This window comes from Nevskia ramosa DSM 11499 (assembly GCF_000420645.1).
GTDB classification, from domain to species: domain Bacteria; phylum Pseudomonadota; class Gammaproteobacteria; order Nevskiales; family Nevskiaceae; genus Nevskia; species Nevskia ramosa.
The window spans coordinates 708,609-735,468 of record NZ_ATVI01000006.1 but is presented as its reverse complement, the minus strand read 5'-3'; the positions used below and the strand labels follow the sequence as shown (position 1 = coordinate 735,468).

The window sequence follows — 26,860 nt, the reverse complement described above, 5'->3', positions numbered from 1 at the left end:
CCTGCGCCGGTGAAATAATCGCCGCCCTCTTGGTACCAGCCGTCACCGGAATTCCCGCAACGTGTCAGAACCCGCATCCAAGCCCGCGCCGTTGGTGGGCGTCATCATGGGGTCCCGCTCCGACTGGGAGACGATGGAACACGCGGCGCGCATGCTCGGCGAACTCGGCGTGCCCTACGAAACCCGCGTGGTTTCCGCGCATCGCACGCCGGATCTGTTGTTCGACTACGCCGGCAACGCTGCGGCGCGCGGCCTGAAGGTGATCATCGCCGGCGCCGGTGGCGCGGCCCATCTGCCGGGCATGGCGGCTTCGAAGACGCGTTTGCCTGTACTCGGCGTGCCGGTGCAGTCGCGGATGCTGTCCGGTGTCGATTCGCTGCTGTCGATCGTGCAGATGCCGGCCGGTATTCCGGTCGCCACCTTGGCGATCGGCGCGGCTGGCGCCACCAATGCCGCGCTGCTGGCCTGCGCGATTCTCGCGACCGCCGATCCAGTTCTGGCAGCGAAGCTCGATGCCTTCCGCGCTGCCCAGACTGCGAAAGTGCTGAACGACGGCGCGCTGCCGCTGCCCTGATCACCCGCGACCACGCTCCGATGAAAACGGGAATGAAGATCGGCGTGCTCGGCGCCGGCCAGCTCGGTCGCATGCTGGCGCTGGCCGGCTATCCGCTCGATGTCGATTTCGTGTTTCTCGATCCTGCGTCGGAAGCCTGTGCCGCGCCGCTGGGCGAACACATCCACGCCGACTACGGCGACGAGACCGCGCTCGCCGAGTTCTGCTCGCGGGTCGACATCGCGACCTACGAGTTCGAGAACGTGCCGAATGCGGCTGCCGAATTCGTCGCTGCCCGCGTGCCGCTGCACCCGGCGCCGCGGGCGCTGACTGCGGGTCAGGATCGGCTGTCGGAGAAAGCGCTGTTCGTATCGCTGGGCATTCCGGTGCCAACGCACGCTGCCGTCGATTCGCGCGCCGATCTCGATCGCGCCGTGGCCATCACCGGTTTGCCGGCGGTGCTGAAGACGCGGCGCATGGGCTATGACGGCAAGGGTCAGGCGGTGCTGCGCATATCGGCCGATCTCGATGCCGCCTGGGCGTCGATCGGCAGCCAGCCGCTGATCCTGGAAGCCTTCGTGCCGTTCGAGCGCGAGCTGTCCTGCCTCGCGGTGCGGGCGCAGAACGGCCAGATGGCCTTCTATCCGCTGGTCGAGAACGTTCACCGCGCCGGCATCCTGCGCACCGCCACGCCGACCGTGAACGATCCGCTGCAGGCGCAGGGCGAGGACTACGCACGCCGTGTGGCCGAGCATCTGGGCTATGTCGGCGTGATGGCTTTCGAGTTCTTCGTTGCCGACGGCAAGCTGATCGCCAACGAAATCGCGCCTCGCGTCCACAACTCCGGACACTGGACCATCGAAGGCGCGGAAACGTCGCAGTTCGAAAACCATCTGCGAGCGATCGCCGGCCTGCCGCTGGGTTCCACGGCGCTGCGCGGCGCTTCGGTGATGGTCAACTACATCGGCCTGGCGCCCGAGCTGGAAGCGGCGAGTGCGCTGGAAGGCGTGCACACGCACCTGTACGGCAAGATGCCGAAGCCGCAGCGCAAGATCGGCCACGCGACGGTAACCGCTCCGGACGCTGCCGCCCTCCGGCTTCGGCTCGCCAGGCTGCTGGCGATCCTACCGGACGGCGGTTAGGGCCCGTTCGCGAGCCGCTTCACACCGGTGTCGCGAGCAGCTCGGCCAGATGCTTGTCGAGCTGCGGGACGTAGCCCGGGTCTGCGCCGAACAAGGCCAGATGGCCGTCGATCGATTGGATCGGCCGGAACTCCGCACCCGGAATCAATTTCGCTTCGCGCTCGCAGTCGACCGGCGGGAAGAACATGTCGGTGGCAATCGGCATGACGAAGGTTTTCGCCTTGATCCGCCCGAGCGCCGCCGCGAGATCACCGCCGGTGTGGCGGCTGACATCGCCGTTACGCCACTTCCAGGCCATCGCCAGCAGCGCGTTCGGGTCCATGACGCCGAAGAAGCCGTTCATGAAGTTGGTGACGAAGTCGTCGAGCGACGAGAAGCCGATCGCGGCCATGCGGCCCTGGGCGTAGAACTCGGTGCTCCAGCCCATCACGCCCCAGAGCTTCGCGTGGCGGCGCAGGCCATCGCGAACGTCCATGTGCGATGAGTACCAGCCGTTGTTGTAGCCGGGATCGGAGGTGATCGCCTCGCTCAGGGTATCGGCGAACAGCTGATCGTGGATGGTGTTCTTCGCGGTACCGGCCAAGGGTGCCGCGCGCTTGACCATGTCCGGATAGCGCACCGCCCATTCGTAGGTCTGCTGGGCGCCCATCGAGCCGCCGGTGACCAGTGCCAGTTCGGTGAGGCCGAATTTCTCGGTCAGCAGCTGGTGTTGGGCACGCACGTCGTCGCCGATCCGCACCTTCGGAAAGTTGGCCATGCCGGCCGGGAACGGCGTGTTGTGCGGTGACGAGGACAGGCCGTTGCCGATCTGGTTGACGATGACGATGAAGTATTTCGCCGGATCGATCGCCCGGCCGGCGCCGGTGTAGACCTGTTCCATGATCTTCGAGGTGCCCGAAAACCAGGTGGTGATCAGGATCGCGTTGTCCTTGGCCGCATTCAACGTGCCGAAGGTGGCGTACGCGAGCTGGCAGCCGCGGATCGTGCCGCCGTCCTCGAGCGCGAAATTGCCGAGGTCGAAGCTTTCATACGGGCCGTGCACGGCCTGCGAGTAGTACGGGTTGTCGATCATGCGGTCTCCTCCTGATCCGGGTTTTATGGGCTTGCCCTGGTGGCTGAGAGCCTAGCCGAGTGCACCGCTCTGTCGCGCATCGAACGCAGGCTTGAGGGTTTGCCCGCGGCCGTCCGGAACGGTCGCAATCTGCTAGCGTCGCGGCCGTGAAAAAGACCGTGTTCATCACCGACTATCCCTGGCCCGATCTCGACTACGAGCACCGGCTGCTCGAAGCCGCCGGCCATCGCGTCGTCGCTGGCCGCTCGGCTGCGCTGCCGGAGCGCGAGATCGACGCGATCGCCGAACGCGAACGGCCGCAGGCGATCATGACCTGCTGGGCCGAAGTCTCCGCCACCGCGATCGGCCATTGCCGCGATCTGGCGATCGTCGCCCGCTATGGCGTCGGCCTCGACAACATCGCCCTCGACGCGGCCTGGGCCGCCGGCGCCCGGGTCACCAACGTGCCCGACTACTGCGTGGAGGAAGTGTCCGACCACGCGGTGGCCATGCTGCTGGCCTGGTCACGCGGCATCGTCCAGTGGGACCGCGAGGTCAAACGCGGCGTCTGGGACCCCGCGCAGGCCCGTCTGAAGCGCACCCGCGGGCTGACGGTCGGCCTCGTCGGCTACGGCCGCGCTGGCAAGCTTGTCGCCCGCAAGCTGTCGGGCTGGGGCTTGCGGGTGATCGCCTGTGGCCGCACGCCGCCGGCTGGTGATGACGCCGCCCTGGTCGAGTGGATGACGCTGGAGGCGCTGTTGCCGCAGGCCGATGCGGTGATCGCGCTGCTGCCGCTGTCAGCCGTCACCTCGAACCTGTTCGATGCCGATCGTTTTGCGCAGATGAAGCGCGGCGCGCTGTTCATCAATGTCAGCCGCGGCGGGTTGGTCGACAACGCGGCGATACTGGACGCCCTCGATTCAGGCCAGCTCGATGCGGCGGCACTCGACGTGATCGCCGGCGAGCCGAATCCGCCAGCCGCGATCACCGGGCATCCGCGGGTCATCGCGACACCGCACATCGCGTTCTCCAGTCCGGACGCGATCCAGGAACTGCGCGAGCGGACCGTCGAAGAAGTATTGCTGGCGCTGCGCGGCGAGCCCGCGCGCGTGCTGGTGCAGTCGACCGTCCGCTGACTCAACCGCGCCGCAGGTAGTTGGCGTTCTCGGCCCAGAGTTCCCGATAGCACTCGGCCGCGTAACTCGAAGGTTCGCTGATCACCACCGGCGCCCGCGTTTCGCCCATGCGTTCGATCGATGAGGCGTAGGGGATCACCGCCTGACAGACATCCTTCATCGCTTTCGGCGGCTGCTCGATCAGGCCCTTGTGCAGCAGGCGGCGACGATCGGCCATCGACCAGAACGGCCGCAACCGGGTGCGCGGCAATTCGTTGGCCTTGAAGTAGTCGATCAAGGTCATCAGCGCACGCAGGGACAGATGCGTCGGCACCGTCGGCACCAGGATGCGATCGACGGCGGCAAAGATGTTGTCGGCGACGTGCGACAGGCTCGGCGGGCAGTCGAGCACCAGCAGCGAGTACTGCTCGGACAGCGGTTCGATCAGGTTCTTCAGCGTGTCGTGGCTGTTGTTGTCCTTGCGCAGCCAGACATCGAGATGGCGCGCTTCCAGATCGGCCGGAATCAGATGCAGAAGCTCGTGATGCGGGGTCTCGACGATGCGCTTGCCGATCGGTGAAGATCCCCGCCAGATCGCCTTGTCCGGTGCCTTGGCACCCTCACCGTGCAGGTACCAGGTGGCAGCCCCCTGGGGATCGAGATCCCAGAGCAGGGTGTGCAGGCCGGACTCGGCCGCGAGATAAGCCAGATTGACCGCAGCGGCCGTCTTGCCGACGCCGCCTTTGACGTTGTAGATCGCCAGCGTTTTCATGCGCGCACTCCGAACAGTGCAGGCAATGTCCCGCAGTTCGGCTGCGGTATCAATGCTGGCGGGCTCAGAACGTCTGCACGTGCGCGGCGACGGCTTTCACCAGCGCTTCATCGAGCGGTGACGGATACAGCTTCGGCATCTTCGATGACGGGTTCTTGATCCATTCGATGGTCTTGTTCAGGTCCTGGCGTTTGGACAAACCCTTCAACGACGGGCCGACACCACCCTCGCCACCGCTACCGTGGCAGGCCGAGCAGACCTTGCTGTAGATCGAGCTGCCGGTTGCCGTGCTGCTGCTGTCCGCGGGTGAAGCATTGGACACCAGCCTGCCTTCGCCCTTGCCGCCGAGCTTGTAGAGAATCACCGTCGGCACGCCGCTGCCGCCGAAGGTGGCACGCGAGACGTTGCCCGACGTCGCCGCCACGTACTGCGTGCCGCCCAGCGCGTAGCTGATCACGCCACCGGCGACCGCACCGCCGGTCTGCGTCTTGTACAGAACCTGGCCGCTGGCGCTGTCGAGCGCGAAGAAGTTGCCGGCCATGTCGCCGCTGAACACCACGCCGCCCGCGGTCGGCGTGACGCCGGCGACGACCGGACCATCGGCCTTGTAGCTCCAGCGGATCTTGCCGTTGTCCGGGTCGACCGAATGCACCCAGCCGTAGGATTCGTCGTCCATCTTCCAGGTGCCGCCGAGCATGAACTGGCCGGGGATGAAGTCCTTCTGCGGCTTCGGCGTGATCGTCGAGCACCAGTCGACGACGCCGACGAGAATCGCCTTGTTCTTCACATCGAAGGCCGGGCCGTTCCATTCGACACCGCCGAGCACACCCGGACAGGTGCGCAGGCCGGCCGTCGTCGCCTGCACGCCTTCGTTCTCGATGCGGGCGATCGGTGTATCGAACACGCGCTTCTGGGTCTCGCGGTTGACGCCGTACAGATGGCCGTTCTTCGAGCCGATGGCGGCGATCGGATGGCCGCCGCTGTCGTGGTAGAGCATCGGCGCGGCACCGAGATCGAGATCGTGACCGTCATTCGACACGATCTGGTGGTACCACTTGAGGGCACCGGTGCGGGCATCGAGCACCAGCATGCTGTCGGTGTACAGATTGGCCCCCGGACGATGGCCCGGCAGGATGTCCGGCGCCGGATTGCCGACCGGCACGAACACTTCGCCGGTCGACATGTCGATCGAGTAATGGGTCCACGAACCACCGCCGCCGTAACGGGCGGTACCGCGCTCGTGCCAGGTTTCGGCACCCGGTTCCTTGCCGCGCGGAATGGTGTTGAAGCGCCAGATCTCGCGGCCATTGGCCTGGTCGTAGGCCATGATCCGGCCTCTGACACCCCAGTCGCTGCCGGCGCTGCCGATGATCAGCAGGCCCTGCCAGACGATCGGCGCAGCGCTGAAGAACTCGCCCTGCAAGGGATCGCCGACCTGCTGCTGCCAGATCGTCTTGCCGGTCGTTGCATCGATCGCCAGCAGGCGGCCATCCGAGGTGCCGCGAAACAGCTTGCCGTTCGCATAGGCAACGCCGCGATTGACCGGGAACACTTCAGGCTGCTCGGGCTTGTAGTGATGGCGCCAGCGCTGCGTGCAGTTGCTGGCATCCAACGCGATCGTGTCCTGCGCTGTGGTCAGGTACAGCACGCCATCGAGCTGAACGAGACCCGTATGGAAAGAACCAGCGTCATCAAGCTTGATCCGACAGTGCTCGGCCAGCTGGCCGGCATTGGCTGGCGTGATCTGCGCCGGCAAGGCATAGCGTTGACCATCCGCCGTGCCGTTGTAGCTCAGCCAGTTGCTGTCGGCGGGCGGAGCCGGCTCCTCAGCGTGCGGCGCTGCCACGATCAATGCCAGCGCCATACCGGCGAGCAGGCGCCACGCCTGCCTCGCGCCTTTCGATTGCGTCATTACCCTCTCCTCGATTCGCGATCAGCAGTTCTTGGACTGCTTGTCTCGCGACTGTAGAGACGGGGCTCCGCTTTGAACAGCGGGGTCAACCCGCGGTTCGGAGCCGCGAGGCCGTCGACTCAGACGTCGAGGTTGCCGACCAGCAAGGCGTGACGTTCGATGAAATCGCGACGCGGTTCCACGTCTTCGCCCATCAGCGTGGTGAACATCTGATCCGCCGAGATGATGTCTTCGACGCGAACCTGCACGAGGCGACGCACGGCCGGGTCCAGCGTGGTTTCCCAGAGCTGTTCGGGATTCATCTCGCCCAGGCCCTTGTAGCGCTGCACGTGCAGGCCGCGGCGGGCTTCGGCGGTCAGCCAGACGTAGGCCTCGGCAAAGCTCGACACCGAGCGCGTGCGCTCGCCACGGCGGGCCGTGGCGCCAGCGCTGATCAGCGTCTTCGCCTCGTTGTTGAAGCGGCAGACCAGCTGATATTCCGGCGTATTGAAGAAATCCTCGCCGAACACGTAACGGTGCGCCAAACCGTGCACGAGCTGGTTGACAATCAAGGAATTTCCTTGCATTTCAACGACGTAGCGCTGAACAGCAACGCCGGCGTTGAGGTTGCCGGCGAACTCCGCGAGCCAGGCTTCGCGGCCGGCTTCAGGCGCGATCGGCGCATGGTCGAACAGCCGTTCCAGCACGTGGCGATCGTAGTGACGCGACAGACGCTCGATCGCGCTCTGGATGCGCGAGGTGTCGCGGACCAGTTGCGCGAGCTTGTCGGTCGGCAGCGCCGGTGCATCGGCCGCTGTGGTAAGCGAGGCTTCGTCGAGCGCGGACTTCAGCAGCCAGTCTTCGAGCTCGTTGTTGTCCTTCACGTACGTCTCGTGCTTGCCGCTCTTCAACTTGTACAGCGGCGGCTGGGCGATGTAGACGTGACCGCGTTCGACCAGCGCGTACATGTGCCGATAGAAGAAGGTCAGCAGCAGCGTACGAATGTGGGCGCCGTCGACATCGGCATCGGTCATGATGATGATGCGGTGGTAGCGCAGGTTCTCCGGCTTCATGTCGTCACGGCCGATGCCGCAGCCGAGCGCAGTGATCAGGGTGCCGACTTCCTGCGAGGACAACATCTTTTCCAGACGCGCCTTCTCGACATTCAGGATCTTGCCCTTCAGCGGCAGGATCGCCTGGAAACGACGATCGCGGCCCTGCTTGGCGCTGCCGCCTGCGGAGTCACCCTCGACCAGGAACAGTTCAGACTTGGCCGGATCCTTTTCCTGACAGTCCGCGAGCTTGCCCGGCAGGCCGGCGATATCGAGCGCGCCCTTGCGGCGATTCAGATCGCGCGCCTTGCGGGCCGCTTCGCGAGCACGCGCGGCTTCGACGATCTTCATCGCGATCGCTTTCGCTTCGCGTGGTCGTTCAAGCAGGAACTCGGCGAGCTTCTTGTTCAGCACGCTTTCCACGGCGCCCTTCGCTTCCGAGGACACCAGTTTTTCCTTGGTCTGCGACGAGAACTTGGGATCGCGCAGCTTCACCGACAGCACGGCCGTCAGGCCTTCGCGGGAATCGTCACCCACCGGCTCGACCTTTTCCTTCTTGGCCATGCCTTCACGCTCGACGAACTCGTTCAGAGTGCGAGTCAGCGCATTACGGAAACCGGTCAGATGGGTGCCGCCATCCTTCTGCGGGATGTTGTTGGTGAAGCAGAAGACATTTTCCTGATACGAATCATTCCATTGCAGCGCCGCTTCAACAGCAATGCCATCGATTTCGGTGTTGATGTACAGCACCGTTTCGTGGAGTGCGGTCTTGTTGCGGTTCAGGTATTCGACGAAAGCCTTGATGCCGCCGATGTACTCGAACACGTCTTCGCGATTGCTGAGTTCTTCGCGCAAGACGATGCGCAGCCCCGAATTCAGGAACGATAGTTCGCGCAGGCGCTTGACCAGAATGTCGTAGTGGAACTCGAGGTTGGTGAAGACCTTGCCACTCGGATAGAAGCGCACCGACGTGCCGCGCTTCTCGGACGGACCGACCACGGCCAACGGCGCCTGAGGCACGCCCATCCGGTATTCCTGATGATGGTGATTGCCATTGCGGTAGATATCGAGCATCAGCACTTCGGACAATGCGTTGACGACGGACACGCCGACGCCGTGCAGACCACCGGAAACCTTGTAACCACTGCCGCCGAATTTACCGCCAGCGTGCAGGATGGTCATGATCACTTCGGCAGCCGAGCGGCCTTCTTCCTCGTGGATATCGACCGGAATGCCGCGACCGTTGTCGGTGACGGTGACGCTGCCGTCGAGCTGCAAGGTGACGGTGATTTCCGTGCAATGACCGGCGAGCGCTTCATCGACGGAGTTATCGACGACTTCGAACACCATGTGATGCAGGCCAGTGCCGTCATCGGTATCGCCGATGTACATGCCCGGGCGCTGACGAACCGCATCCAGGCCTTTCAGCACCTTGATCGCGCTGGCGTCGTAATTGCCGCTGGCAATGTGATTCTGAGTAGGGCTCGGGGCGTCGTGCTGATCGGTCATATCGTCTTCTTCAATGTGATCTCGCCATGTTCCACGTGGAACATGGCATGGTCGTTCGTGGCTTGAAGCAATGGGCTGTAATCGAGTGCGGTGATCACACTTTGGCCCGGCCAGGATTGCAGCTGTGTCAGCAGCCGCTGCTGGGAGTCCATCGACAGCTCGGCTGCAAAATCATCGAGAAGCAGCACAGGGGCATCCTCGTGCTTCTGTCGATACAGCTCGCCCTGGGCCAGCATCAAGCCGGCAATCAACAGCTTCTGTTGACCACGGCTGACTCGTTCCTTCAAGAGTGAATTGTCGCTCAATACGCGAAGCTCTGCCCGGTGCGGACCTTCACGTGTATGACCAGCGTTTCGATCACCCTCAAGCGTGCGGATCAAGGTGTCGGCGTAGCTTTCGCCTTCTCGCCAGCCTCGGACAAAGGCAAGCGTCCAGCCTTTTTCGTCGACCAGGGATTGCCAGTATTTCGGCGCCAATTGGCTCAGCCGATCCAGATAACGCTCGCGCATCGCTGTGAGTGCATCAGCAGTCAGCGTCAGTTCTGGCGACCAACTTTCAATCTCTCGGACGCTGGCCTGGGCACGCAAGGCCGCATTGCGTTGACGCAAGGCGCGATTGAAGCGCCGCCATTGATCGTGGAATTCCTGTTCCATGTGGAACACGCCCCAATCAATGAAGCGCCTGCGGATGCCAGGACCTTCCTCGATCAAGCGGTGCGCGAGAGGATCAATCAGCAAAACAGGCATCCGGCGAACCAGGTCGGAAAGGCCAGCGGATTGGTCGTTGATCCGAACCGCGATTCGGCGATCCTGCCAGCGCACTTCGACCTTGTCGTCCGGACGGCCGTCGACACCGGAGATTCGGGTATCGATCAGAAAAGACGATTGACCATCGGTTGCCAACGTCGAGATGGCACCGCGGTGACTGTCACCGCGCGCGGCGACATACAGCGCTTCGAGGAGACTGGTCTTGCCGGCGGCATTGGCGCCGGTGACGAAATTCAGCCGGGGATGCGGCTCGAAGTCGAAAGCCTGAAACAGGCGAAAGTGTTGCGCCTTCGCCCGGCGGAAACGCATTGCTTCATGAGTCGCCGATCAATACGACGATCAGAGCCGCATCGGCATGACGACGAACTTGCCGCTGGCCTGCGCCGCATCGTGGATCAGGCCGCTGGCGTCTGGGCTGCGCAGCTTGAAGATGAACTCTTCACCTTCGATCGCGTCCAGCGCATCGAGCAGATAGCTCACGTTGAAGCCGATCTCCAACGGCGCGCCGTTGTATTCGATCTCGACTTCTTCTTCAGCTTCTTCCTGCTCCGGATTCTGCGTCTGGATGCGCAGCGTGTCCGCTTCCAAGGTCAGGCGCACGCCCCGAAACTTCTCGTTCGACAGGATCGCCGCCCGTGAGAGAGCAGCACGAACTTTCAGACGGCCGCACTTGATGATCTTGTCGGAATCTTCCGGAATCACGCGCTCGTAATCCGGGAAGCGACCCTCGATCAGTTTCGACGTCAGACGCAGGTCCTCGAGATCGACCTGGATCTGGTTGCTGGTCAGCGACAGCTTGACCGGCGCATCGCTGACGTCGAGCAGGCGCTGCAGTTCGATGACGGTCTTGCGCGGCAGGATCACCTGGGTGTCTTTCTTGGCGCTCAATTCGCGATTCAGTTCAGCCATCGCCAGACGATGACCGTCGGTTGCCACGGTGCGTAGACGGCCCGGACGAATCTCCAGCAGCAGACCATTCAGGTAATAGCGGACGTCCTGCTGGGCCATCGCGAACTGGGTGCGGGCAAGCAGGTCCTTGAGTTCGCGGTTGCTCAGTTCCAGCTGCACATCGGTCGGATCGGTCGAGAAGACCGGGAACTCCTCGGCGGGCAAGGTAGCGAGTGCGAAGCGGCTACGGCCGGACTTCAGGGTCAGCTTGTTGTCGGCATATTCGAGACTGAGCATCGCGCCTTCCGGCAAGCCGCGACAGATGTCGTGCAGCTTGCGCGCCGGGGCGGTGATGCGGCCGGGTGCGAGGTTCTGCACGCGCACCATCCGTTCGACCTGCAACTCCAGATCGGTGCCGGTCAGGCTCAGACGATCATCCTTGGCCTCCAGCAGCAGATTTCCGAGGATCGGCAGTGACTGCCTGCGTTCGACCACGCCAATGACTGACTGCAGCGCCGACAGCAGCTCACCGCGAGAAATCTGGATGTTCATGAGCAGACCAATTGAATAAATGGTTTTAAATCTTGAAAGATCAGTTTTAGTAGTCTGGCACCGAAACTGGGGATAAAATCTGTAATCGCTTTATTATCAAGGCGTTATCCAGTCAATCCTAGTGGCATCGGACACCCGCTAAGGCTGTCGAAATACCGGGATAAACCTGTGGATAAAAAGCCGTCCCAAGGCGGTGAAACGATTATACACAGCTTGTTCTACCGTCCTTTCCACCGTTTTGCAGCGTCCTGACACTGTTTCAGTTAGTCAGCTGGCGAAGCAGATTTTCGTAGTCTTCCTTGAGCCTATCGTCTTCCTGGCACAACTCGGCAATCTTGCGAACCGCGTGGAGCACGGTGGTGTGGTCCTTGCCAAACGCCGAGCCGATCTCCGGATAACTGTGCCGGGTCAGTTCCTTGGACAAGGCCATCGCCACCTGCCGCGGACGCGCCAGGGTGCGGGTACGGCGCACCGAGTTCAGATCGGTCAGGCGGATGTTGTAGTAGGCCGCGACGGTGCGCTTGATGTTCTCCAGGGTCACCGCCCGGTCATAGGACGCCAGCATGTCCTTCAGGGTCACCCGGGCGAATTCGGTGGTGATCGGCGCGCCGGTCAGCCGTGCCGAGGCGTTCAGACGATGCAAGGCGCCTTCCAGCTCGCGAACGTTCGAGCGAATGCGCTGTGCGACCAGCACGGCAACGTCTTCAGGCAGCCGCACACCCAGCACATCGGCCTTGGCCAGCAGAATGGCGATGCGGGTTTCGAACTCGGGTGGTTCGATCGGCACCGACAAACCCCAGGTGAAACGCGACTTCAGCCGATCGTCGAGCGCATCGAGCTCGCGCGGATAACGATCGCAGGTCAGGACGATCTGCTTGCGACCGTCGATCAAGGCATTGAAAGTATGAAAAAATTCTTCTTGGGAATGCTCTTTTCCAGCCAGAAAGTGGATGTCGTCGATCAGCAGCGCGTCAACCGTCCGGTAGAAGTTCTTGAACTCGACCTGCCGGCCGTAGCGGATCGCCGAGACCATCTGGTTGAACCATTGCTCGGCACCGACGTAGACGATGCGGGCATTGGCCTTGTCGGCAAGGATCGCGTTGCCGATGCCATGCATCAGATGCGTCTTGCCGAGACCCGATTCGCCGTAGATCAGCAGCGGGTTGTAGATGCCACCAGGTGCCGAGGCGACCTGCAGACCGGCGGCGCGTGCCTGGGAATTCGATTTGCCTTCGATGAACGATGAAAGCGTGTAGCGCGGGTCCAGCTTGCCGCGGCCGTACGGCATGCTGTCGTCGACGGCGGCCGCATTACCGCCGCCAGTGCTGGCGTTGCGAACCGGCTCGGCATTGTTGACACCGCCAACGGCGATGTTGACGACCACGTCGTAGGCCGCGAGGCTCGACATGGTGCGCTGGATCCGGCCGAGAAAATCGCTCTTGACCCGATCCATGACGATGCGGTTCGGCGCCAGCAGGGTCATCTGGTCTTCGGACATCACCACGCGCAGCGGCCGGATCCAGGTGCTGATCTCCTTTTCGGGAAGATCGGCTTCGAGCCGGGCAATGCAGCGGTCCCACAGGTCTTGATTCAGCATCGGGCGAAAGCGAGGAAGGCGAAGAATGACGACGGAGGGCCCGATCGCGATCGAATGCCGGCCGGGAGCCGGGATCACGTTGGAGGGCCAGTCTATCGCCTGCCCGCCATGCTTATCCACAGGCCCCGACCCAGGCCCGACCAAGGGTCCGTAACGGTCGGCCTGCCGGACGGCAGCCGCTGCGCTTGAAGATTCTGGTCATCAGCGGCTAGAATCGCGGCCCGCTATCGAGTAGACCGTCATGAGCAAACGCACTTTCCAGCCGCACACCCTGAGCCGCAAGCGCACCCACGGCTTTCGTGCCCGCATGGAAACGGTCGGTGGACGTGCAGTGCTCGCACGCCGTCGTGCCAAAGGCCGCGCGCGTCTCATCCCGTAAAGCGGCATCTTCTCGACAGGTCTGGTGCTGGGTCCGGCGAGCTTTCCGCCGTCGGTCCGGCTGCATAAACCAGCCGAGTTCAAGCTGGTTTTCGCGGAAGGACGGAAGCTCCGACGCGCGCCACTAGGTCTCAGCTACAGGCCGAACGGTACCCCGCAGGCCCGGCTGGGGCTGGCGATCGCCAAGAAAGCGGTGGCAGCGTCACACGACCGCAATCGGATCAAGCGCCTCATACGCGAGGATTTCCGGCACAATCGCGCTCGGCTGCCGGCGGTCGATCTGGTGTTCTTCGCCCAGCCCGGCCTCGCTGAACTGAGCAATGCCGCAATGCGGTCTCTGCTCGCCGACTTCTGGACTCAAGTGATCGAACGATGCGCGCGTTCCTCGTCGGCCCCATCCGCGCCTACCAGCGCACCCTGAGCCCCTTGCTCGGGCCGCGCTGTCGTTTTCATCCCAGCTGCTCGCACTACGCGGTCGAAGCGATCGAACGCTTCGGTGCCGCACGCGGCAGCTGGCTCGCCCTCACCCGTATTTGCCGCTGCCATCCATTGAATGCTGGCGGCTTCGACCCCGTTCCGGAGCGCTAGACCCATGGAAACTCGCCGCATGGCACTGATCGCGGTGCTGGGCGTGATCCTGTATCTGATCTACACCGCCTGGATCACCGATCACCCCGCCGCTCCAGCACCGACTTCGGTCAGCGCACCTGCCACTGCGGTTCCGGCCGATCCGACCGCGCCGCCAGTGCCCTCGGTCGCATCGACTGATGCCACCACAGGTGCCGCGCCGACCGTTGCCGCGGCCGCCGCACCTTCGGTCTCGTCGCAGACGATCAAGGTCAAGACCGATCTGATCGATGCCGAGTTCGCGACCGCCGGTGCCGAACTGCGCCGAGTCGAGCTGAAGGCGTTCGCGCTCGACAAGAAGAATCCCGAGGTCAAGCTGCCGCTGCTGAACGACCGCGACGGCGTCATGTTCACCTTGCAGAGCGGTCTGGCGGCGGTCGAAAAGCCGCTGGCCAGTGGCAACACGGTATTCACCACGCCACAGACCAGCTACGAGATGGCGGCGGGTGTCGACAGCCTCGATGTGCCTTTCGAGTACGTCGATGCCAGTGGCTACACGCTAACCAAGACCTATCGCTTCAAGCGCGGCAGCTATCAGGCCGAACTGATCCAGACGATCTCGAACAAGACCGGCACTGCGCTGAACGTCAGCCCTTACGCGCGCTGGTTGCGCAACCCGGTGTCATCGGAGAAAGCGCAAAAATTCATCAGTACCTTCCTCGGCCTGGGCGTGTACGAGCAGAAGCCGGGCACGGCTGAATACCGCTTCAAGAAGATCAAGCTCGGCGCGCTCGACGACAAGCCTTACGAGTCCAAGCAGACCGGCGGCTGGCTGGCGATGATCCAGCACTACTTCATCGCCGCGATCATTCCGCCGGCCGATGAAGCGCTGACCATATCTGGCAAGCCGGCCGGCGGTGGCAACTATCTGAGCCAGTATCTCGGCGCGACCAAGCCGGTCGCCGACGGTGCCGACGCCAGCTACACCACGGGCCTGTACATCGGTCCGAAATCCCAGGGCGCGCTCGATGACGTCGCCAAGGGCCTGGCGCTGACCGAGGACTACGGCATCCTGACGCCGATCGCCAAGCCGCTGTTCTGGACGATGAACTTCTTCCACGGTCTGGTCGGCAACTGGGGCTGGTCGATCATCCTGCTGACCTTGCTGGTCAAGCTGATCTTCTATCCGCTGACGGCTGCGCAGTACAAGTCGATGGCGAAGATGAAGAAGTTCACGCCGCGCATCGCCGAACTGAAGGAGCGCTATGCGGATGACCGCGAGAAGCTCAGCAAGGCGATGATGGATCTGTACAAGAAGGAAGGCTTCAACCCGCTCGCAGGTTGCTGGCCGATCCTGGTGCAGATGCCGGTGTTTTTCTCGCTGTACTGGGTGCTGGTGGAAAGCGTGGAACTGCGCCAGGCGCCGTTCATGCTCTGGCTGCAGGACCTGTCGGCGGCTGATCCGTTCTACATCATGCCGGTACTCTACGGCGCCTCGATGTGGCTGCAGCAGCGCATGTCCGGCCAGACCGCGACCATGGACCCGATGCAGGCCAAGATCATGAATGTGATGCCGATCGCGTTTACCGGCATGTTCCTGTTCTTCCCGGCCGGCCTGGTCGTCTACTGGTTCGTGTCCAACGTCATCGGCATCGCCCAGCAGATGTTCATCACCAAGCGCATCCAGGCGGCGGACAGCAATCGCCAGGAACTGAAAAAGGCCTGAGTCCGCTGACCGGGATTCGACGATGAGCCGCAGCGACACGATTGCGGCCATCGCCACGGCACCGGGCCGTGGCGCGGTCGGCATCCTGAGAGTGTCCGGTGTCGACGCGCTCAAGATCGCAACGGCGCTCTGCGGCGATCTGCCGAAAGCCCGCAGCGCCGGCCTGCGCCGGTTTCGCGAGGCGGACGGCAGCATCGTCGACGAAGGTCTGGTGCTGGTCTTTCCCGGCCCTAACTCGTTCACCGGTGAAGACGTCGTCGAGCTGCAGGGTCACGGCGGCCCGGTGGTGCTCGATCTGATGCTGAAAGCAGCCTGCACCGCAGGCGCGCGTCCGGCCCGGCCCGGTGAATTCTCCGAACGCGCGTTTCTCAACGGCCGGCTCGACCTCGCCCAAGTCGAAAGCATTGCCGACCTGATCGATGCCGGCAGCCAGGCTGCCGTGCGGGCTGCCAGCCGGTCGCTGCAGGGGGAGTTTTCGCGACAGATATTGGCACTGGTCGAAACCCTGATCGCGCTGCGTGCCGATCTCGAAGCCGCGTTCGATTTCGCCGATGAAGACGTGCCCTGGCTCAACGGCCCGCAATTGCAGGCGAGGCTGAACGACATCAGCGCGCAGCTGAAAGCGCTGCTGAAACAGGCCACGCAAGGCCGGCGTCTGCGCGAGGGGCTGACCATCGCGATCGCCGGCCAGCCGAACGTCGGCAAATCGACCCTGCTGAATCGCCTGGCCGGCGCCGATGCCGCGATCGTCTCGCCGGAAGCCGGCACCACCCGCGATGTGCTGCGCGAGCATCTGGTGCTCCGAGGCTTGCCGTTGACCGTGCTCGATACCGCCGGCCTGCGCGATACCGACAACAGCATCGAGCGCGAGGGGGTACGCCGCGCCTGGGCGGCCTTGTCGCAAGCCGAACTGGTGCTGTTCGTCGCCGATGATCGCCACGGCCTGACGCCGGCCGATCAGACCTTGCTCGCCCAGTTCCCGGTAGCCCTGCCGGTGCTGCTGTTGTTCAACAAGTGCGATCTCAGCGCGCGGCCGGCGGGGCGTTTCGAGATCGACGGCCACCCTGCAGTACGCATTTCGGCCGCGGCGGATCTCGGCATCGACAGCCTGATCGAGCTGATCTGCGAACATGCCGGCCTGGTCGAACCCGAGGCTCAAGCATTCACTGCGCGGACGCGGCATCTCGAAGCCTTGCGCGCTGCCGATGCTCACCTCGACACCGCCAATCGGCTGGCCTTGTCGGCGCCTGAACTGATCGCCGAAGAGCTGCGTCTGACGCAAGTTGCGCTCGACGAAATCACCGGCCGCTTCAGTTCCGATGACCTGCTCGGCCGCATCTTCAGCACCTTCTGTCTGGGCAAGTAAGATCGCCGTAAAAGTTCGACTTCTAGCTTTCAACCCGTGGAGAACTCAACCATGTTTCTGACCAAGCTGCGCCCCGTCACTGCTGCAGCGGTTCTGCTGACCGCGACCTTCGCGGCCGGTTCGGCCAGCGCCTTGAGCTTCGATATCACCACGCCGAACCAGCAGGATTTCCGCTCGGTCGCTGAAGATCTCACCGCTGCACTCGATTACAAGGCGCTCGGCGGCGCCGAACCCGGTGGCCTGCTCGGCTTCTACATCGGTACCTACGGCAGCTACACCAGCACCCAGAGCAGCGATGCCTGGTCGCGCCTTACTGGCAAATCGGTCGACGGCCTCGGCACTGTCGGCCTGCGCGCCAGCAAGGGTCTGCCGTTCGGCTTCGACGTCGGCGGTTTCTACAGCCGCGTGCCGGGGTCCGATGCGTCGGTCTACGGCGGCGAACTCCGCTACGCGATTCTCGACGGCAGCGTCGCCACCCCGGCACTCGCGGTGCGCGGCACCTACACCCGGGCCAGCAACACCGGCGATTTCGACTACAGCTCCTACGGTACCGATCTGTCGATCTCGAAAGGCATCCTGTTCCTGACGCCGTACGCCGGCATCGGCTACGTGCACTCCGACACCAAGGCCGCTTCCAGCTTCGCGCTCGACAAGGAATCCTTCGGCCAGGCCAAGTACTTCGTCGGCACCAGCTTCAGCCTGCTGCTGATCAGCGCCACGCTCGAGTACGAGCGGCTGGGCGACAACAATGTCTACAGCCTGAAGGGCGGCATCACCTTCTAAGGTCTGGCACGCAGCAATGACGGGCTCATGAGCATCCGCTAAGGTTCCGCGCATGAGCCCCGAAGAACTGACCGCCTACCTCCACATCCACATCCCGCTGACGGCCGCACTCGGTGCCCGGGTGCTGTCGTTCGACAGCCGCCAGATGGAGATCGCCGCACCGCTGGCGCCTAACCGGAATCATCGCGGCACGGCCTTCGGCGGCAGTCTGGCGACGCTCGGCATCCTCGGCGGCTGGAGTCTGCTGAATACGGCGCTGGAGCGGCAGAATATGGTCGCGAAGATCGTCGTCCAGCACAGCGACTGCGAGTTCCGCGAGCCGGTGGCGGCGGATTTCATCGCCCTGTCGGTATTGCCGGAAGCCGAGTGGCCGCACTTCCTCGCCACCTTGCGCCGCCATCGCCGGGCCCGCATCGCGATCGAAACGCGCATCCGCGCCAACGGCCGCGCCGTCGTCACTCATCGCGGCCGCTACGCCGCCTTTCTCGAATCGGCGGACGATTCGACAGCTACCGAACTCTGAACGCCATGAGCCGTTTCAAGTATTGCCCGCAATGCGCCAAGCCGCTGGAACTGGCCAACCACGGCGAGATGCAGCGCATCGCCTGTCCGGACCGCGTCTGCGGCTATGTGCATTGGGACAACCCGGTGCCCGTGGTCGCGGCGATCGTCGAGCACGAAGGCGAGATCATCCTTGCCCGCAATGCCGCCTGGCCGCCGAAGATGTTCGCGCTGATCACCGGCTTTCTGGAGAAGAACGACCCGCACCCGGAATCCGGCGTGCTCCGTGAAGTCGAGGAAGAACTTGGCTTGAAGGCGCGCATCGGCGAGTTCATCGGTTTCTATCCGTTCGAGCGGATGAACCAGGTGATCATCGCCTACCACGTGATCGCCGAAGGCACGGTGAATCTCGGCGAGGAACTGATCGAATGGAAGAAGTTGCCGCTGGAGCAGATCAAACCCTGGCCGGCCGGCACCGGTTACGCGGTGCGCGATCTGCAGATCCGCCGCGGCTTCACGCCGCCGCCGTTCGATCTGAACATGCTGCGCAAGCCGCGCAACTGGCACGAGATCGGTGAAAAGCTGCTGACCGCTGGCCAGCCCAGCGCCGAAGAGTTCAAATCTTTGCGGGCGATCGGCTCGGAAGTGGTGATCAACCTGTCGCTGCCGACCTCCGACCATGCGCTGGCCGACGAGGACGACATCGTCCGCGGTCTTGGCCTGCGCTATCACCACATTCCGGTGGTTTTCGAAGCGCCGACGCTCGACGACTTCGACCGCTTCTGCGCCGTGATGCAGGACGAGGACGGCCACACGATGTTCATCCACTGCGCGGCGAACAAGCGGGTCTCCGTGTTCGTCTATCTGTGGCGGGTGCTGAAGAAAGGCGTGCCCCGCGAAGTCGCCGAGCGTGATCTGCATGCGGTCTGGAAGCCGGATGCGGTCTGGTCGGCGTTCATCGCCGCCGCCCTGAGCTAGAGACCCATCGCCAGCGCCACGCTGCGCGCCAGCGCGACCATGTTGCGCACCGTCGCCGATTCGTCGTCACGCCGATAGACCAGGCTCATTCGGGCTTTCGGCGCGTCGCCGATGATGGTCCGGTAGGCCACGCCGTCGGAGTGGATCTGCTGCATCGACGCTGGCACCAGCGACACACCGAGACCGGCGGCGACCAGGTTGACGATCGAGGTCACCTGCGAAGCTTCCTGGCCGATGCGTGGACTGAAACCAGCGCGGCCGCAGGCGGCGAGGATGTCGTCATACAGGCCGGAGCCGACCGGCCGCGAAAACAGCACGAACGGTTCGGCGCGCAGCTGTGCCAGGTGCAGTGCCGGCGCGGCCGCCAGCCGATGCGCCTGCGGCAGCGCTACCAGCACTTCCTCGTCGAACAATGCTTCGGTGACCAGGCCGGGCTCGTCGCCGAGCAGCGGGCGAACGAAGGCGATGTCGAGCTGATCGGCGAGCACCGCGGCAGCCAGCACCGGCGTCGAGTTCTCGTCCAGCGACAGCGCCACGTCCGGATACTGCTGGCCGTATTCGCGCAACACTCGCGGCACGAAGGGATGAAACGGCGCCGAGTTGATCATGCCGACGCCAATGCGGCCGAGATTGCCGCGTGCGACTCTTCGGGCGTGATCGGTGGCGCGCTGCACGTGGGCGAGGATCTGCCGGGCGTCGTCGAGAAACACCTGGCCGGCGTCGGTCAGGGTCACGGTTCGGGCATGACGATGAAACAGCGGCGTGCCGATCTCGGTTTCCAGCGCTCGAATCTGCTGGCTCAGCGGCGGCTGTTCCATGCCGAGTTTCTTCGCGGCCCGCGTGAAGTGCAGCTCGTCGGCCACGGCGAGGAAGTAGCGAAGATGGCGCAGTTCCATGGAAGGTACTTTTCAAGTATCGAAATTCAATATTTCATATATTGGACGTATCAATGCCCCGGGTCTAATGTTTGCTGCTATTGGCCTGCAGATGTGAGCGTCGCTCGTTAGGCGGCACTTGTGCATCATCGATCCACAGCACCGGACAGGCCGGCCAGCCCCCGAACCGCACCCGAGACGTACCGCCATGACTGGACCTATCGCCGCCACGCCGCCCGTTGTTGCCGAATCCGATCTGAATCGGGACGTCGATCCGCAGGAAACCCGCGAGTGGCTGGAAGCGCTCGCCGCCGTGCTCGAACGCGAAGGCCCGGAGCGCGCGCATTTCCTGCTCGAAGCGATGCAGGAAAAGGCACGCCTGAGCGGTGCCTATATTCCGTTTTCGCCGAACACCGCTTACGTCAACACCATTCCGCCGCACCTCGAAGAGCGTTCGCCTGGCGATCACGCGCTGGAATGGAAGATCCGCTCGATCATCCGCTGGAACGCGATGGCGATGGTCATCAACGCCAACCGCGAGCACTCCGGCATCGGCGGCCACATCGCCAGCTTCGCGTCGGCCGCCACCTTGTACGACGTCGGCTTCAATCATTTCTGGAAAGGCCCGGAGCACGCCGACGGCCCCGACCTCATCTACTTCCAGGGCCACTGCACGCCCGGCATCTACGCTCGCGCCTATCTCGAAGGCCGCCTGAGCGAAGAACAGATCCGCCATTTCCGCATGGAGACCGACGGCAAGGGCCTGCCGTCCTATCCGCATCCCTGGCTGATGCCGTCGTTCTGGCAGTTCGCGACGGTCAGCATGGGTCTGGGCCCGATCCAGGCGATCTATCAGGCGCGGCTGATGAAATATCTGGAGCATCGCGGCCTGATGAAGGCCACCGGCCGCAAGGTCTGGTGCTTCTGCGGTGATGGCGAGATGGACGAGCCGGAATCGCTCGGTGCCGTCGACATCGCCTCGCGCGAAAAACTCGACAACCTGGTGTTCGTTGTCAACTGCAACCTGCAGCGGCTCGATGGCCCGGTCAGAGGCAACGGCAAGATCATCCAGGAGCTCGAAGGTGTGTTCAGGGGCGGCGGCTGGAACGTCATCAAGGTGATCTGGGGCGGTGCCTGGGATGCCTTGATCGCGGCCGATCGCAGTGGCCAGCTGCAGCGCATCTTCAACGAGACTGTCGACGGCGAGTACCAGAACTACAAGGCCAAGGGCGGCAAGTACACGCGCGACAACTTCTTCGCCAAGCACCCGGAAACGCTGAAGCTGGTGTCGACGATGTCCGACGAGGATATCGGCCGGCTCAACCGCGGCGGCCATGATCCGCACAAGATCTACGCGGCCTACGCAGCGGCTTCGAAGCATGAGGGCACGCCGACGGTGATCCTGGCCAAGACCGTCAAGGGTTACGGCATGGGCGAAGCCGGCGAAGGCCAGAACATCACCCATCAGCAGAAGAAGATGGGTGAAGAAGCGCTGCGCGTGTTCCGCGATCGCTTCAAGCTGCCGATCTCCGACGACCAGATCAAGGACACGCCGTTCTACCGGCCGGCCGAGGATTCGCCGGAAATCACCTACCTGCGCGGCCGCCGTGCCGCGCTCGGCGGTTCGCTGCCGAGTCGCAAGACCACTGGCGACGCGCTGGAAATCCCGCCGCTGGCGATCTTCGATCGTCTGCTGCAAGCCAGCGGCGAGCGGGAAATCTCGACGACGATGGCCTTCGTCCAGGCGCTGCAGATCCTGTTGCGCGACAAGAAGATCGGCAGCCGCATCGTGCCGATCGTGCCGGACGAAGCGCGCACCTTCGGCATGGAAGGCATGTTCCGCCAGCTCGGTATCTATTCGGTGGTCGGCCAGAAATACACGCCGCACGATTCCGATCAGCTCGCCTTCTACAAGGAAGACGTCAAGGGTCAGGTGCTGGAAGAAGGCATCACCGAAGCTGGCGCGATGAGTTCCTGGATCGCGGCGTCGACCAGCTATTCCAGCCACGGCGTCAGCCTGTTGCCGTTCTACATCTTCTATTCGATGTTCGGCTTCCAGCGCATTGCCGATCTCGCCTACGCCGCCGGCGACATGCGCGCGCGCGGCTTCCTGCTTGGCGGCACCGCCGGCCGCACCACCCTGAACGGTGAAGGCCTGCAGCACGAGGACGGCCACAGCCATCTGTTCGCGGCGACCATCCCGAACTGCCGCGCCTACGATCCGGCCTACTCCTACGAGATCGCGGTGATCCTGTCCGAAGGCATGCGCCGCATGTATCCGGCCGAGGGTGGCGTACAGCACGACGAGTACTACTACCTCACGCTGCAGAACGAGAACTACACGCACCCGGCGATGCCGGCCGGTGTCGAAGCCGGAATCATGAAGGGCCTTTATCTGCTCACGCCCTGCGCGAAGCCGGCGAAGAAGCATGTGCAGCTGCTCGGCTCCGGTTCGATCCTGCGCGAAGTGATCGCCGCAGCCGAATTGCTGAAAGCTGACTGGGGCGTGACCAGCGACATCTGGAGCGCGCCGAGCTTCAACGAACTGGCGCGTGATGGCCGCGATGCCGAGCGCTGGAACCTGCTCAATCCCGATGCCGAGCCGCGCAAGGCGTACGTCGCCGAAGTGCTGGCCGACAAGAGCGGCCCGGTGATTGTCGCCACTGATTACATGAAGGCCTATCCCGAGCAGATCCGTCCGTTCGTGCCGATGGCCTATCACGTGCTCGGCACCGATGGTTACGGCCGCAGCGATACCCGTGAAAAGCTGCGCCACTTCTTCGAGGTCGATCGCAACTGGATCACCATCAAGGCCCTGCAGGCGCTGGCCGACGAAGGCAAACTGCCGCGCAAGAAAGTTGCCGAAGCGGTCGAGAAATACGGACTCGATTCCTCCAAGCCAAACCCGGTACAGGTCTAACAAATGGCGACAGAACTCAAGGTCACGGTGCCGGACATCGGTGACTACCAGGATGTGCCGGTCATCGAAGTGCTGGTCAAGGTGGGCGACACCGTCGAGAAGGACGCCGCACTGGTGACGCTGGAGTCGGACAAGGCGACGCTCGACGTGCCGGCCCCGGAAGCCGGCGTGGTCAAGTCGATCAGCATCAAGGCCGGCGACAAGGTGTCGATGGGTGCAGCGGTGCTGGTGCTGGAAACCGGCGGTGATGCCGCGGCAGCGCCTGCGGCCGAGGAACCGAAGGCCGAGTCGAAGCCGGAATCGGAGCCCAAGGCCGAGAAGCCAGCGAAGGCTGAAGCACCTCCTGCCGAGGCTCCCGCCGCCGAGAAGAAACCCGCGCCTGCCAAGGCCGCCAAGTCATCGGCCTCGGGTGCGGCCGTCACGGTCACCGTGCCCGACATCGGCGACTACCAGGATGTGCCGATCATCGAAGTGCTGGTCAAGGACGGCGACACGGTCGAGAAGGACCAGACCTTGATGGTGCTGGAATCGGACAAGGCAACGCTCGACGTGCCGGCGCCATCCGCTGGCGTGGTCGGCGGTTTCAAGCTCAAGGTCGGCGACAAGGTGTCGAAGGGCACCACCGTCTGCACTCTGGCCGGCGCCGCCGGTGACGAGCCGGCGGAAGCCGAGCCTGAAGCCGCAGCGGCACCCGCCGAAGCGAAGGTTGAAAAAGCGCCAGCCAAGGATGACGCCGAGCCGAAAACCAAACCGGCCACGGCGCCGTCGGAACCTGCTGCCGCAGTGGCGAGCAGCAGCGACGTGGTGCCCTACGCCAGCCCGTCGATCCGCAAGTTCGCCCGCGAGCTCGGTGTCGATCTCGCCAAGGTCAGTGGCTCGGGTCAGAAAGGCCGGATCACCCAGGAGGACGTGCAGAGCCACGTCAAGACGGCGCTCGCCGCACCGCCGGCCACGGCTCGTGCTGCGGGGGGCAGCGGCATTCCGGCGATTCCAGCTGTCGACTTCTCGCAGTTCGGCGAGATCGAGACCAAGCCGCTGGCGCGCATCCGGAAGATTTCCGCTGCGCATCTGCATCGGTCTTGGCTGAACGTTCCGCACGTCACCCAGACCGATGAAGCCGATATCACCGAACTCGAAGCCTTCCGCAAGGAAGCTTCGGACGAAAGCGCCAAGGGCGGCGGCCCGAAGCTGACCCTGCTGCCGTTCGTGATGAAGGCGGTGGCCAAGGCGCTCGATGCTTATCCGGAATTCCGCGCTTCGCTGTCGCCGGACGGCGAAAGCCTGATCCACAAGCACTACACGCACATCGGCTTCGCGGCCGACACGCCGAATGGCCTGATGGTGCCGGTGGTGCGCGAGGTCGACAAAAAGGGCCTCGTGCAGCTGGCGATCGAAACCGGCGATCTGGCCAAGAAGGCGCGTGACGGCAAGCTGTCCGGCACCGACATGAAAGGCGGCGTGTTCTCGATCTCCAGCCTCGGCGGCATCGGTGGCAGCCACTTCACGCCGATCGTCAACGCGCCGGAAGTCGGCATCTTGGGCGTGTCGAAAGCGGTGATGAAACCGGTCTGGGACGGCGCGGCTTTCCAGCCGCGATTGATGGTGCCGCTGTCCCTGAGCTACGACCATCGGGTCATCGATGGCGCTTACGCGGCGCGCTTCATCGTCACCCTGGTCAAGTTGCTGGGCGACATGCGCCGCCTAGCGCTCTGAGATCCATTCGAGTGCTCATGGCATGCAGCGTTAGAATGCTTCCATGAGCACCGAACCCCCGAAGAAGAAAACCAGCGCCCAGGTGCTGAAGGAAGCGCTGGCAGCGAAGAAGGCGGCCGGCCCGAATGGCGGCGGCAAGCTGCGCCCGGACATGGGTAACAGCAAGGGCAACAAGGACGCCGAGCGTCTGCGCGGCATGTCGCGCAAGGTTCACTGAGCTGTTTCGCTGCCCTCAGCCTCGCGTGAGACTGACGGCAGCATTCGGTATTTCGATCAGCTGCCCTTGAGGATCCGCTCCACGGTCTGCTGCGCGATCGGGTGATAGCCGCTGCTCACTTTCTTGTAGATCGCCTTGGCCTGCGCCTTGCCGGCTTCGGTTGCGGCCAGTGCGCGGTAGATCGGGCTGATCAATTTCATGCGGCCGACATGGCCGAGGTAGGCCTCGATCTGCGGCATCAGCGCCGCCGCCTGGCCTGAGTCGATCGCCAGCTTGTACCAGTCGCTGGCGATGATCGCGTTCGGCGAGCCAGTGAGCTTGAAGCGGGTATCAAGCGCTTTCAGCTGCGCGGCGGTCGCCGTCTTCGGGAAGCCTTCGAAGAAGTGCTCCCATTCCTGAACCGACCATTTCTCGGCGCCGATCGCATCGAGCGTGGTGGTGCCGGCGAGCCAGGCATCGCGGCCGGCATCGACCTTGGTCAGCGCGTCGGACGTGGCATAGACCGCATCGGCCGGCAGCGCGGGCTGCGAAATCCAGGCGTCGATCTGCGCAGCACTCACCTTGCCCGGCTGCGCCTTCAGCAGCTTGTCGTTCAGGTAGGCGATGAACTGCGGCGTGGTCGCGCTCTGGAAGGCGTGATCGTCGAACCAGCTGCGCAGGAAGCGATCGAAGGTTTCGCGGCCGAACTTCGATTCCAGCCAGACCAGGAACAGCGCGCCGCGCTCGTAGGGAATGCTGCTGAACACTTCGTCTGGATCCTTGGCCGGAAACGCGCGGACCAGCTTGCGATCCTCGTCGGACTTCGCCAGTGCGAAATCGGTCTTCAGACTGGCCACGCCGATGATCCGCTCCATGTCGCCGCGGGCCTTGCCGAACTGCGCTTCGGTCAGGCGGTAGGTCAGGTATTCGGTGAAGCCCTCGTTGAGCCAGAAGTCTTCCCAGGTCGCATTGGTCACCAGATTGCCGGACCAGCTGTGCGCCAGCTCGTGGGCGATCAGCGAGACCAGCAGGCGGTCACCGGTGATCACCGTCGGCGTGACGAAGGTCAGACGCGGGTTTTCCATGCCGCCGAACGGAAAGCTCGGTGGCAGCACCATCAGGTCATAACGGCCCCAGCGATACGGCCCGAACAGCTTTTCGCAGACCGCCAGGGTGGTTTCGGTTTCGGCGAACTCGTAAGCCGCCGCTTTCAGCGTTGCCGGTTCGGCATAGACGCCGGTGCGCGGCCCCATGCTCTGGAAGGCGATGTCGCCAACGGCCAGCGCGATCAGATAGCTCGGAATCGGCTGCGGCATCTTGAACGTCCAGCGGCCGGCGGCATCGGGCTGGTCCGACATCTCGGCGCTCATCACCGCGCGGAGGCCTTTCGGGGTCTTGACGCTCGCCTCGTAGGTCGCCCTCACCGCGGGTGAATCCTGCAGCGGCAACCAGCTGCGGGCGTGGATCGCCTCGGACTGCGAGAACAGGAAGGGCTGTTTCTTGCCGGCGGTCTGCGCCGGTTTCAGCCATTGCAGGCCGGTGGCTTCAGGCTTGGTCGAGTAAACGATGCGGACGCGCGTCGCGCCCGTCGGCAAGCTCACAGTCAGCGATTGGCCGAGCACCGCATCATTGGCGCCGAGCACGAACTTGGTTGCCGCCCAGGCTTTGCCGTCGGCACTGGCTTCGGCCGAACGCACGTCGAGCGCACGCGTATCGAGCACGATGCGATCGGCATCCGGCTTGAGCTTCTCGAACTGCAGTTCGGTGACGCCTTTCAGGCGGCGCTTGGCGAAATCGACATCGAGATCGATGACCAGATGCGTGGTCCGCACCTCGGCGCTGTTGGCGTAGGAATGGGTGTCGACGACTTCAGCAGCCAGTACGGGATTCATCGGCGACAGGATCAGGACGGCAATGGAAGACGCCGCCAGCGCGGCACGACTCAGGAAGGAGGACATGGGTTTACGA

At 63.7% G+C, this 26,860-nt stretch carries 23 protein-coding genes; 14 read left to right on the top strand and 9 right to left on the bottom strand.

Annotation, left to right across the window (positions count from 1 at the left end; all coding sequences use genetic code 11):
• Nucleotides 1-106: 106 nt before the first annotated feature.
• Nucleotides 107-574 (top strand): 5-(carboxyamino)imidazole ribonucleotide mutase, encoded by a 468-nt coding sequence (purE, locus tag G513_RS0110185; protein WP_051144382.1) that lies wholly within the window; start codon nucleotides 107-109, stop codon nucleotides 572-574.
• Nucleotides 575-594: 20 nt separating this feature from the next.
• Nucleotides 595-1,695, top strand: coding sequence for a 5-(carboxyamino)imidazole ribonucleotide synthase (locus G513_RS0110180; RefSeq protein WP_084711437.1), 1,101 nt, complete (start codon nucleotides 595-597; stop codon nucleotides 1,693-1,695).
• Between the two features lie 19 nt (nucleotides 1,696-1,714).
• Here the strand turns inward: G513_RS0110180 and G513_RS0110175 are convergent, their stop codons facing one another.
• Nucleotides 1,715-2,767, bottom strand: a complete 1,053-nt coding sequence (locus G513_RS0110175) for an alpha/beta fold hydrolase (protein WP_022976739.1) — start codon at nucleotides 2,765-2,767, stop codon at nucleotides 1,715-1,717.
• Nucleotides 2,768-2,913: 146 nt separating this feature from the next.
• Between G513_RS0110175 and G513_RS0110170 the strand changes: the two genes are divergently transcribed.
• On the top strand, nucleotides 2,914-3,882 hold the full coding sequence (locus G513_RS0110170) for a C-terminal binding protein (protein WP_022976738.1): 969 nt from the start codon (nucleotides 2,914-2,916) through the stop codon (nucleotides 3,880-3,882).
• A gap of 1 nt (nucleotide 3,883) precedes the next feature.
• Here G513_RS0110170 and G513_RS0110165 read toward each other — a convergent pair whose 3' ends face one another.
• From G513_RS0110165 to dnaA, 6 genes are all read right to left on the bottom strand, one after another.
• Nucleotides 3,884-4,633 carry a ParA family protein gene (locus G513_RS0110165; protein WP_022976737.1) on the bottom strand — a complete coding sequence of 250 codons (750 nt, stop codon included), beginning with the start codon at nucleotides 4,631-4,633 and terminating at the stop codon, nucleotides 3,884-3,886.
• A 64-nt stretch (nucleotides 4,634-4,697) separates the two neighbouring features.
• Complete coding sequence (locus tag G513_RS22435; RefSeq protein ID WP_022976736.1) at nucleotides 4,698-6,545, bottom strand: outer membrane protein assembly factor BamB family protein; 1,848 nt, start codon at nucleotides 6,543-6,545, stop codon at nucleotides 4,698-4,700.
• A gap of 119 nt (nucleotides 6,546-6,664) precedes the next feature.
• Nucleotides 6,665-9,085 (bottom strand): DNA topoisomerase (ATP-hydrolyzing) subunit B, encoded by a 2,421-nt coding sequence (gyrB, locus tag G513_RS0110155; protein WP_022976735.1) that lies wholly within the window; start codon nucleotides 9,083-9,085, stop codon nucleotides 6,665-6,667.
• The gene (recF, locus tag G513_RS24865; RefSeq protein WP_022976734.1) at nucleotides 9,082-10,161 is read right to left on the bottom strand and encodes a DNA replication/repair protein RecF; all 1,080 of its coding nucleotides are present in this window, start codon (nucleotides 10,159-10,161) and stop codon (nucleotides 9,082-9,084) included. The genes gyrB and recF overlap by 4 nt, the downstream gene beginning before the upstream one ends.
• A gap of 30 nt (nucleotides 10,162-10,191) precedes the next feature.
• Nucleotides 10,192-11,292: a DNA polymerase III subunit beta gene (gene dnaN / locus G513_RS0110145; RefSeq protein WP_022976733.1), complete on the bottom strand. Its 1,101-nt coding sequence runs from the start codon at nucleotides 11,290-11,292 to the stop codon at nucleotides 10,192-10,194.
• 259 nt (nucleotides 11,293-11,551) lie between these two features.
• A complete protein-coding gene (dnaA, locus tag G513_RS0110140; protein ID WP_028475375.1) occupies nucleotides 11,552-12,886 on the bottom strand; it encodes a chromosomal replication initiator protein DnaA in 1,335 nt (444 codons plus the stop codon).
• 244 nt (nucleotides 12,887-13,130) lie between these two features.
• Between dnaA and rpmH the strand changes: the two genes are divergently transcribed.
• Genes rpmH through G513_RS25425 form a run of 8 tightly spaced genes read left to right on the top strand, consistent with a single transcriptional unit; the run spans nucleotide 13,131 to nucleotide 19,188 of the window.
• Nucleotides 13,131-13,268, top strand: coding sequence for a 50S ribosomal protein L34 (gene rpmH, locus G513_RS0110135; RefSeq protein ID WP_022976731.1), 138 nt, complete (start codon nucleotides 13,131-13,133; stop codon nucleotides 13,266-13,268).
• 24 nt (nucleotides 13,269-13,292) lie between these two features.
• Nucleotides 13,293-13,688: a ribonuclease P protein component gene (gene rnpA, locus G513_RS26455; RefSeq protein WP_169560597.1), complete on the top strand. Its 396-nt coding sequence runs from the start codon at nucleotides 13,293-13,295 to the stop codon at nucleotides 13,686-13,688.
• Complete coding sequence (gene yidD, locus G513_RS0110125) at nucleotides 13,640-13,855, top strand: membrane protein insertion efficiency factor YidD (RefSeq protein ID WP_022976729.1); 216 nt, start codon at nucleotides 13,640-13,642, stop codon at nucleotides 13,853-13,855. The genes rnpA and yidD overlap by 49 nt, the downstream gene beginning before the upstream one ends.
• Before the next feature lie 4 nt (nucleotides 13,856-13,859).
• On the top strand, nucleotides 13,860-15,560 hold the full coding sequence (gene yidC / locus G513_RS0110120; protein WP_022976728.1) for a membrane protein insertase YidC: 1,701 nt from the start codon (nucleotides 13,860-13,862) through the stop codon (nucleotides 15,558-15,560).
• Between the two features lie 22 nt (nucleotides 15,561-15,582).
• The gene (gene mnmE / locus G513_RS0110115; protein WP_022976727.1) at nucleotides 15,583-16,926 is read left to right on the top strand and encodes a tRNA uridine-5-carboxymethylaminomethyl(34) synthesis GTPase MnmE; all 1,344 of its coding nucleotides are present in this window, start codon (nucleotides 15,583-15,585) and stop codon (nucleotides 16,924-16,926) included.
• A gap of 51 nt (nucleotides 16,927-16,977) precedes the next feature.
• Entirely contained in the window at nucleotides 16,978-17,709 is a 732-nt protein-coding gene (locus tag G513_RS0110110; protein WP_022976726.1) for a hypothetical protein, read from the top strand.
• Nucleotides 17,710-17,761: 52 nt separating this feature from the next.
• A complete protein-coding gene (locus G513_RS26275) occupies nucleotides 17,762-18,232 on the top strand; it encodes a YiiD C-terminal domain-containing protein (protein WP_022976725.1) in 471 nt (156 codons plus the stop codon).
• Nucleotides 18,233-18,237: 5 nt separating this feature from the next.
• A complete protein-coding gene (locus tag G513_RS25425) occupies nucleotides 18,238-19,188 on the top strand; it encodes an NUDIX domain-containing protein (RefSeq protein WP_022976724.1) in 951 nt (316 codons plus the stop codon).
• On the opposite strand, the gene G513_RS0110095 is transcribed toward G513_RS25425, so the two are convergent.
• On the bottom strand, nucleotides 19,185-20,084 hold the full coding sequence (locus tag G513_RS0110095) for a LysR family transcriptional regulator (protein WP_022976723.1): 900 nt from the start codon (nucleotides 20,082-20,084) through the stop codon (nucleotides 19,185-19,187). The genes G513_RS25425 and G513_RS0110095 overlap by 4 nt on opposite strands.
• Before the next feature lie 187 nt (nucleotides 20,085-20,271).
• Here G513_RS0110095 and aceE point away from each other — a divergent pair, with 187 nt between their 5' ends.
• Genes aceE through G513_RS25765 form a run of 3 tightly spaced genes read left to right on the top strand, consistent with a single transcriptional unit; the run spans nucleotide 20,272 to nucleotide 24,913 of the window.
• Nucleotides 20,272-22,983 (top strand): pyruvate dehydrogenase (acetyl-transferring), homodimeric type, encoded by a 2,712-nt coding sequence (gene aceE, locus G513_RS0110090; RefSeq protein ID WP_022976722.1) that lies wholly within the window; start codon nucleotides 20,272-20,274, stop codon nucleotides 22,981-22,983.
• A gap of 3 nt (nucleotides 22,984-22,986) precedes the next feature.
• On the top strand, nucleotides 22,987-24,696 hold the full coding sequence (gene aceF, locus G513_RS0110085) for a dihydrolipoyllysine-residue acetyltransferase (RefSeq protein WP_022976721.1): 1,710 nt from the start codon (nucleotides 22,987-22,989) through the stop codon (nucleotides 24,694-24,696).
• 43 nt (nucleotides 24,697-24,739) lie between these two features.
• Entirely contained in the window at nucleotides 24,740-24,913 is a 174-nt protein-coding gene (locus G513_RS25765; RefSeq protein ID WP_022976720.1) for a hypothetical protein, read from the top strand.
• 56 nt (nucleotides 24,914-24,969) lie between these two features.
• Here G513_RS25765 and G513_RS0110075 read toward each other — a convergent pair whose 3' ends face one another.
• Nucleotides 24,970-26,850: a M1 family metallopeptidase gene (locus G513_RS0110075; RefSeq protein WP_022976719.1), complete on the bottom strand. Its 1,881-nt coding sequence runs from the start codon at nucleotides 26,848-26,850 to the stop codon at nucleotides 24,970-24,972.
• Between the last annotated feature and the right edge of the window lie 10 nt (nucleotides 26,851-26,860).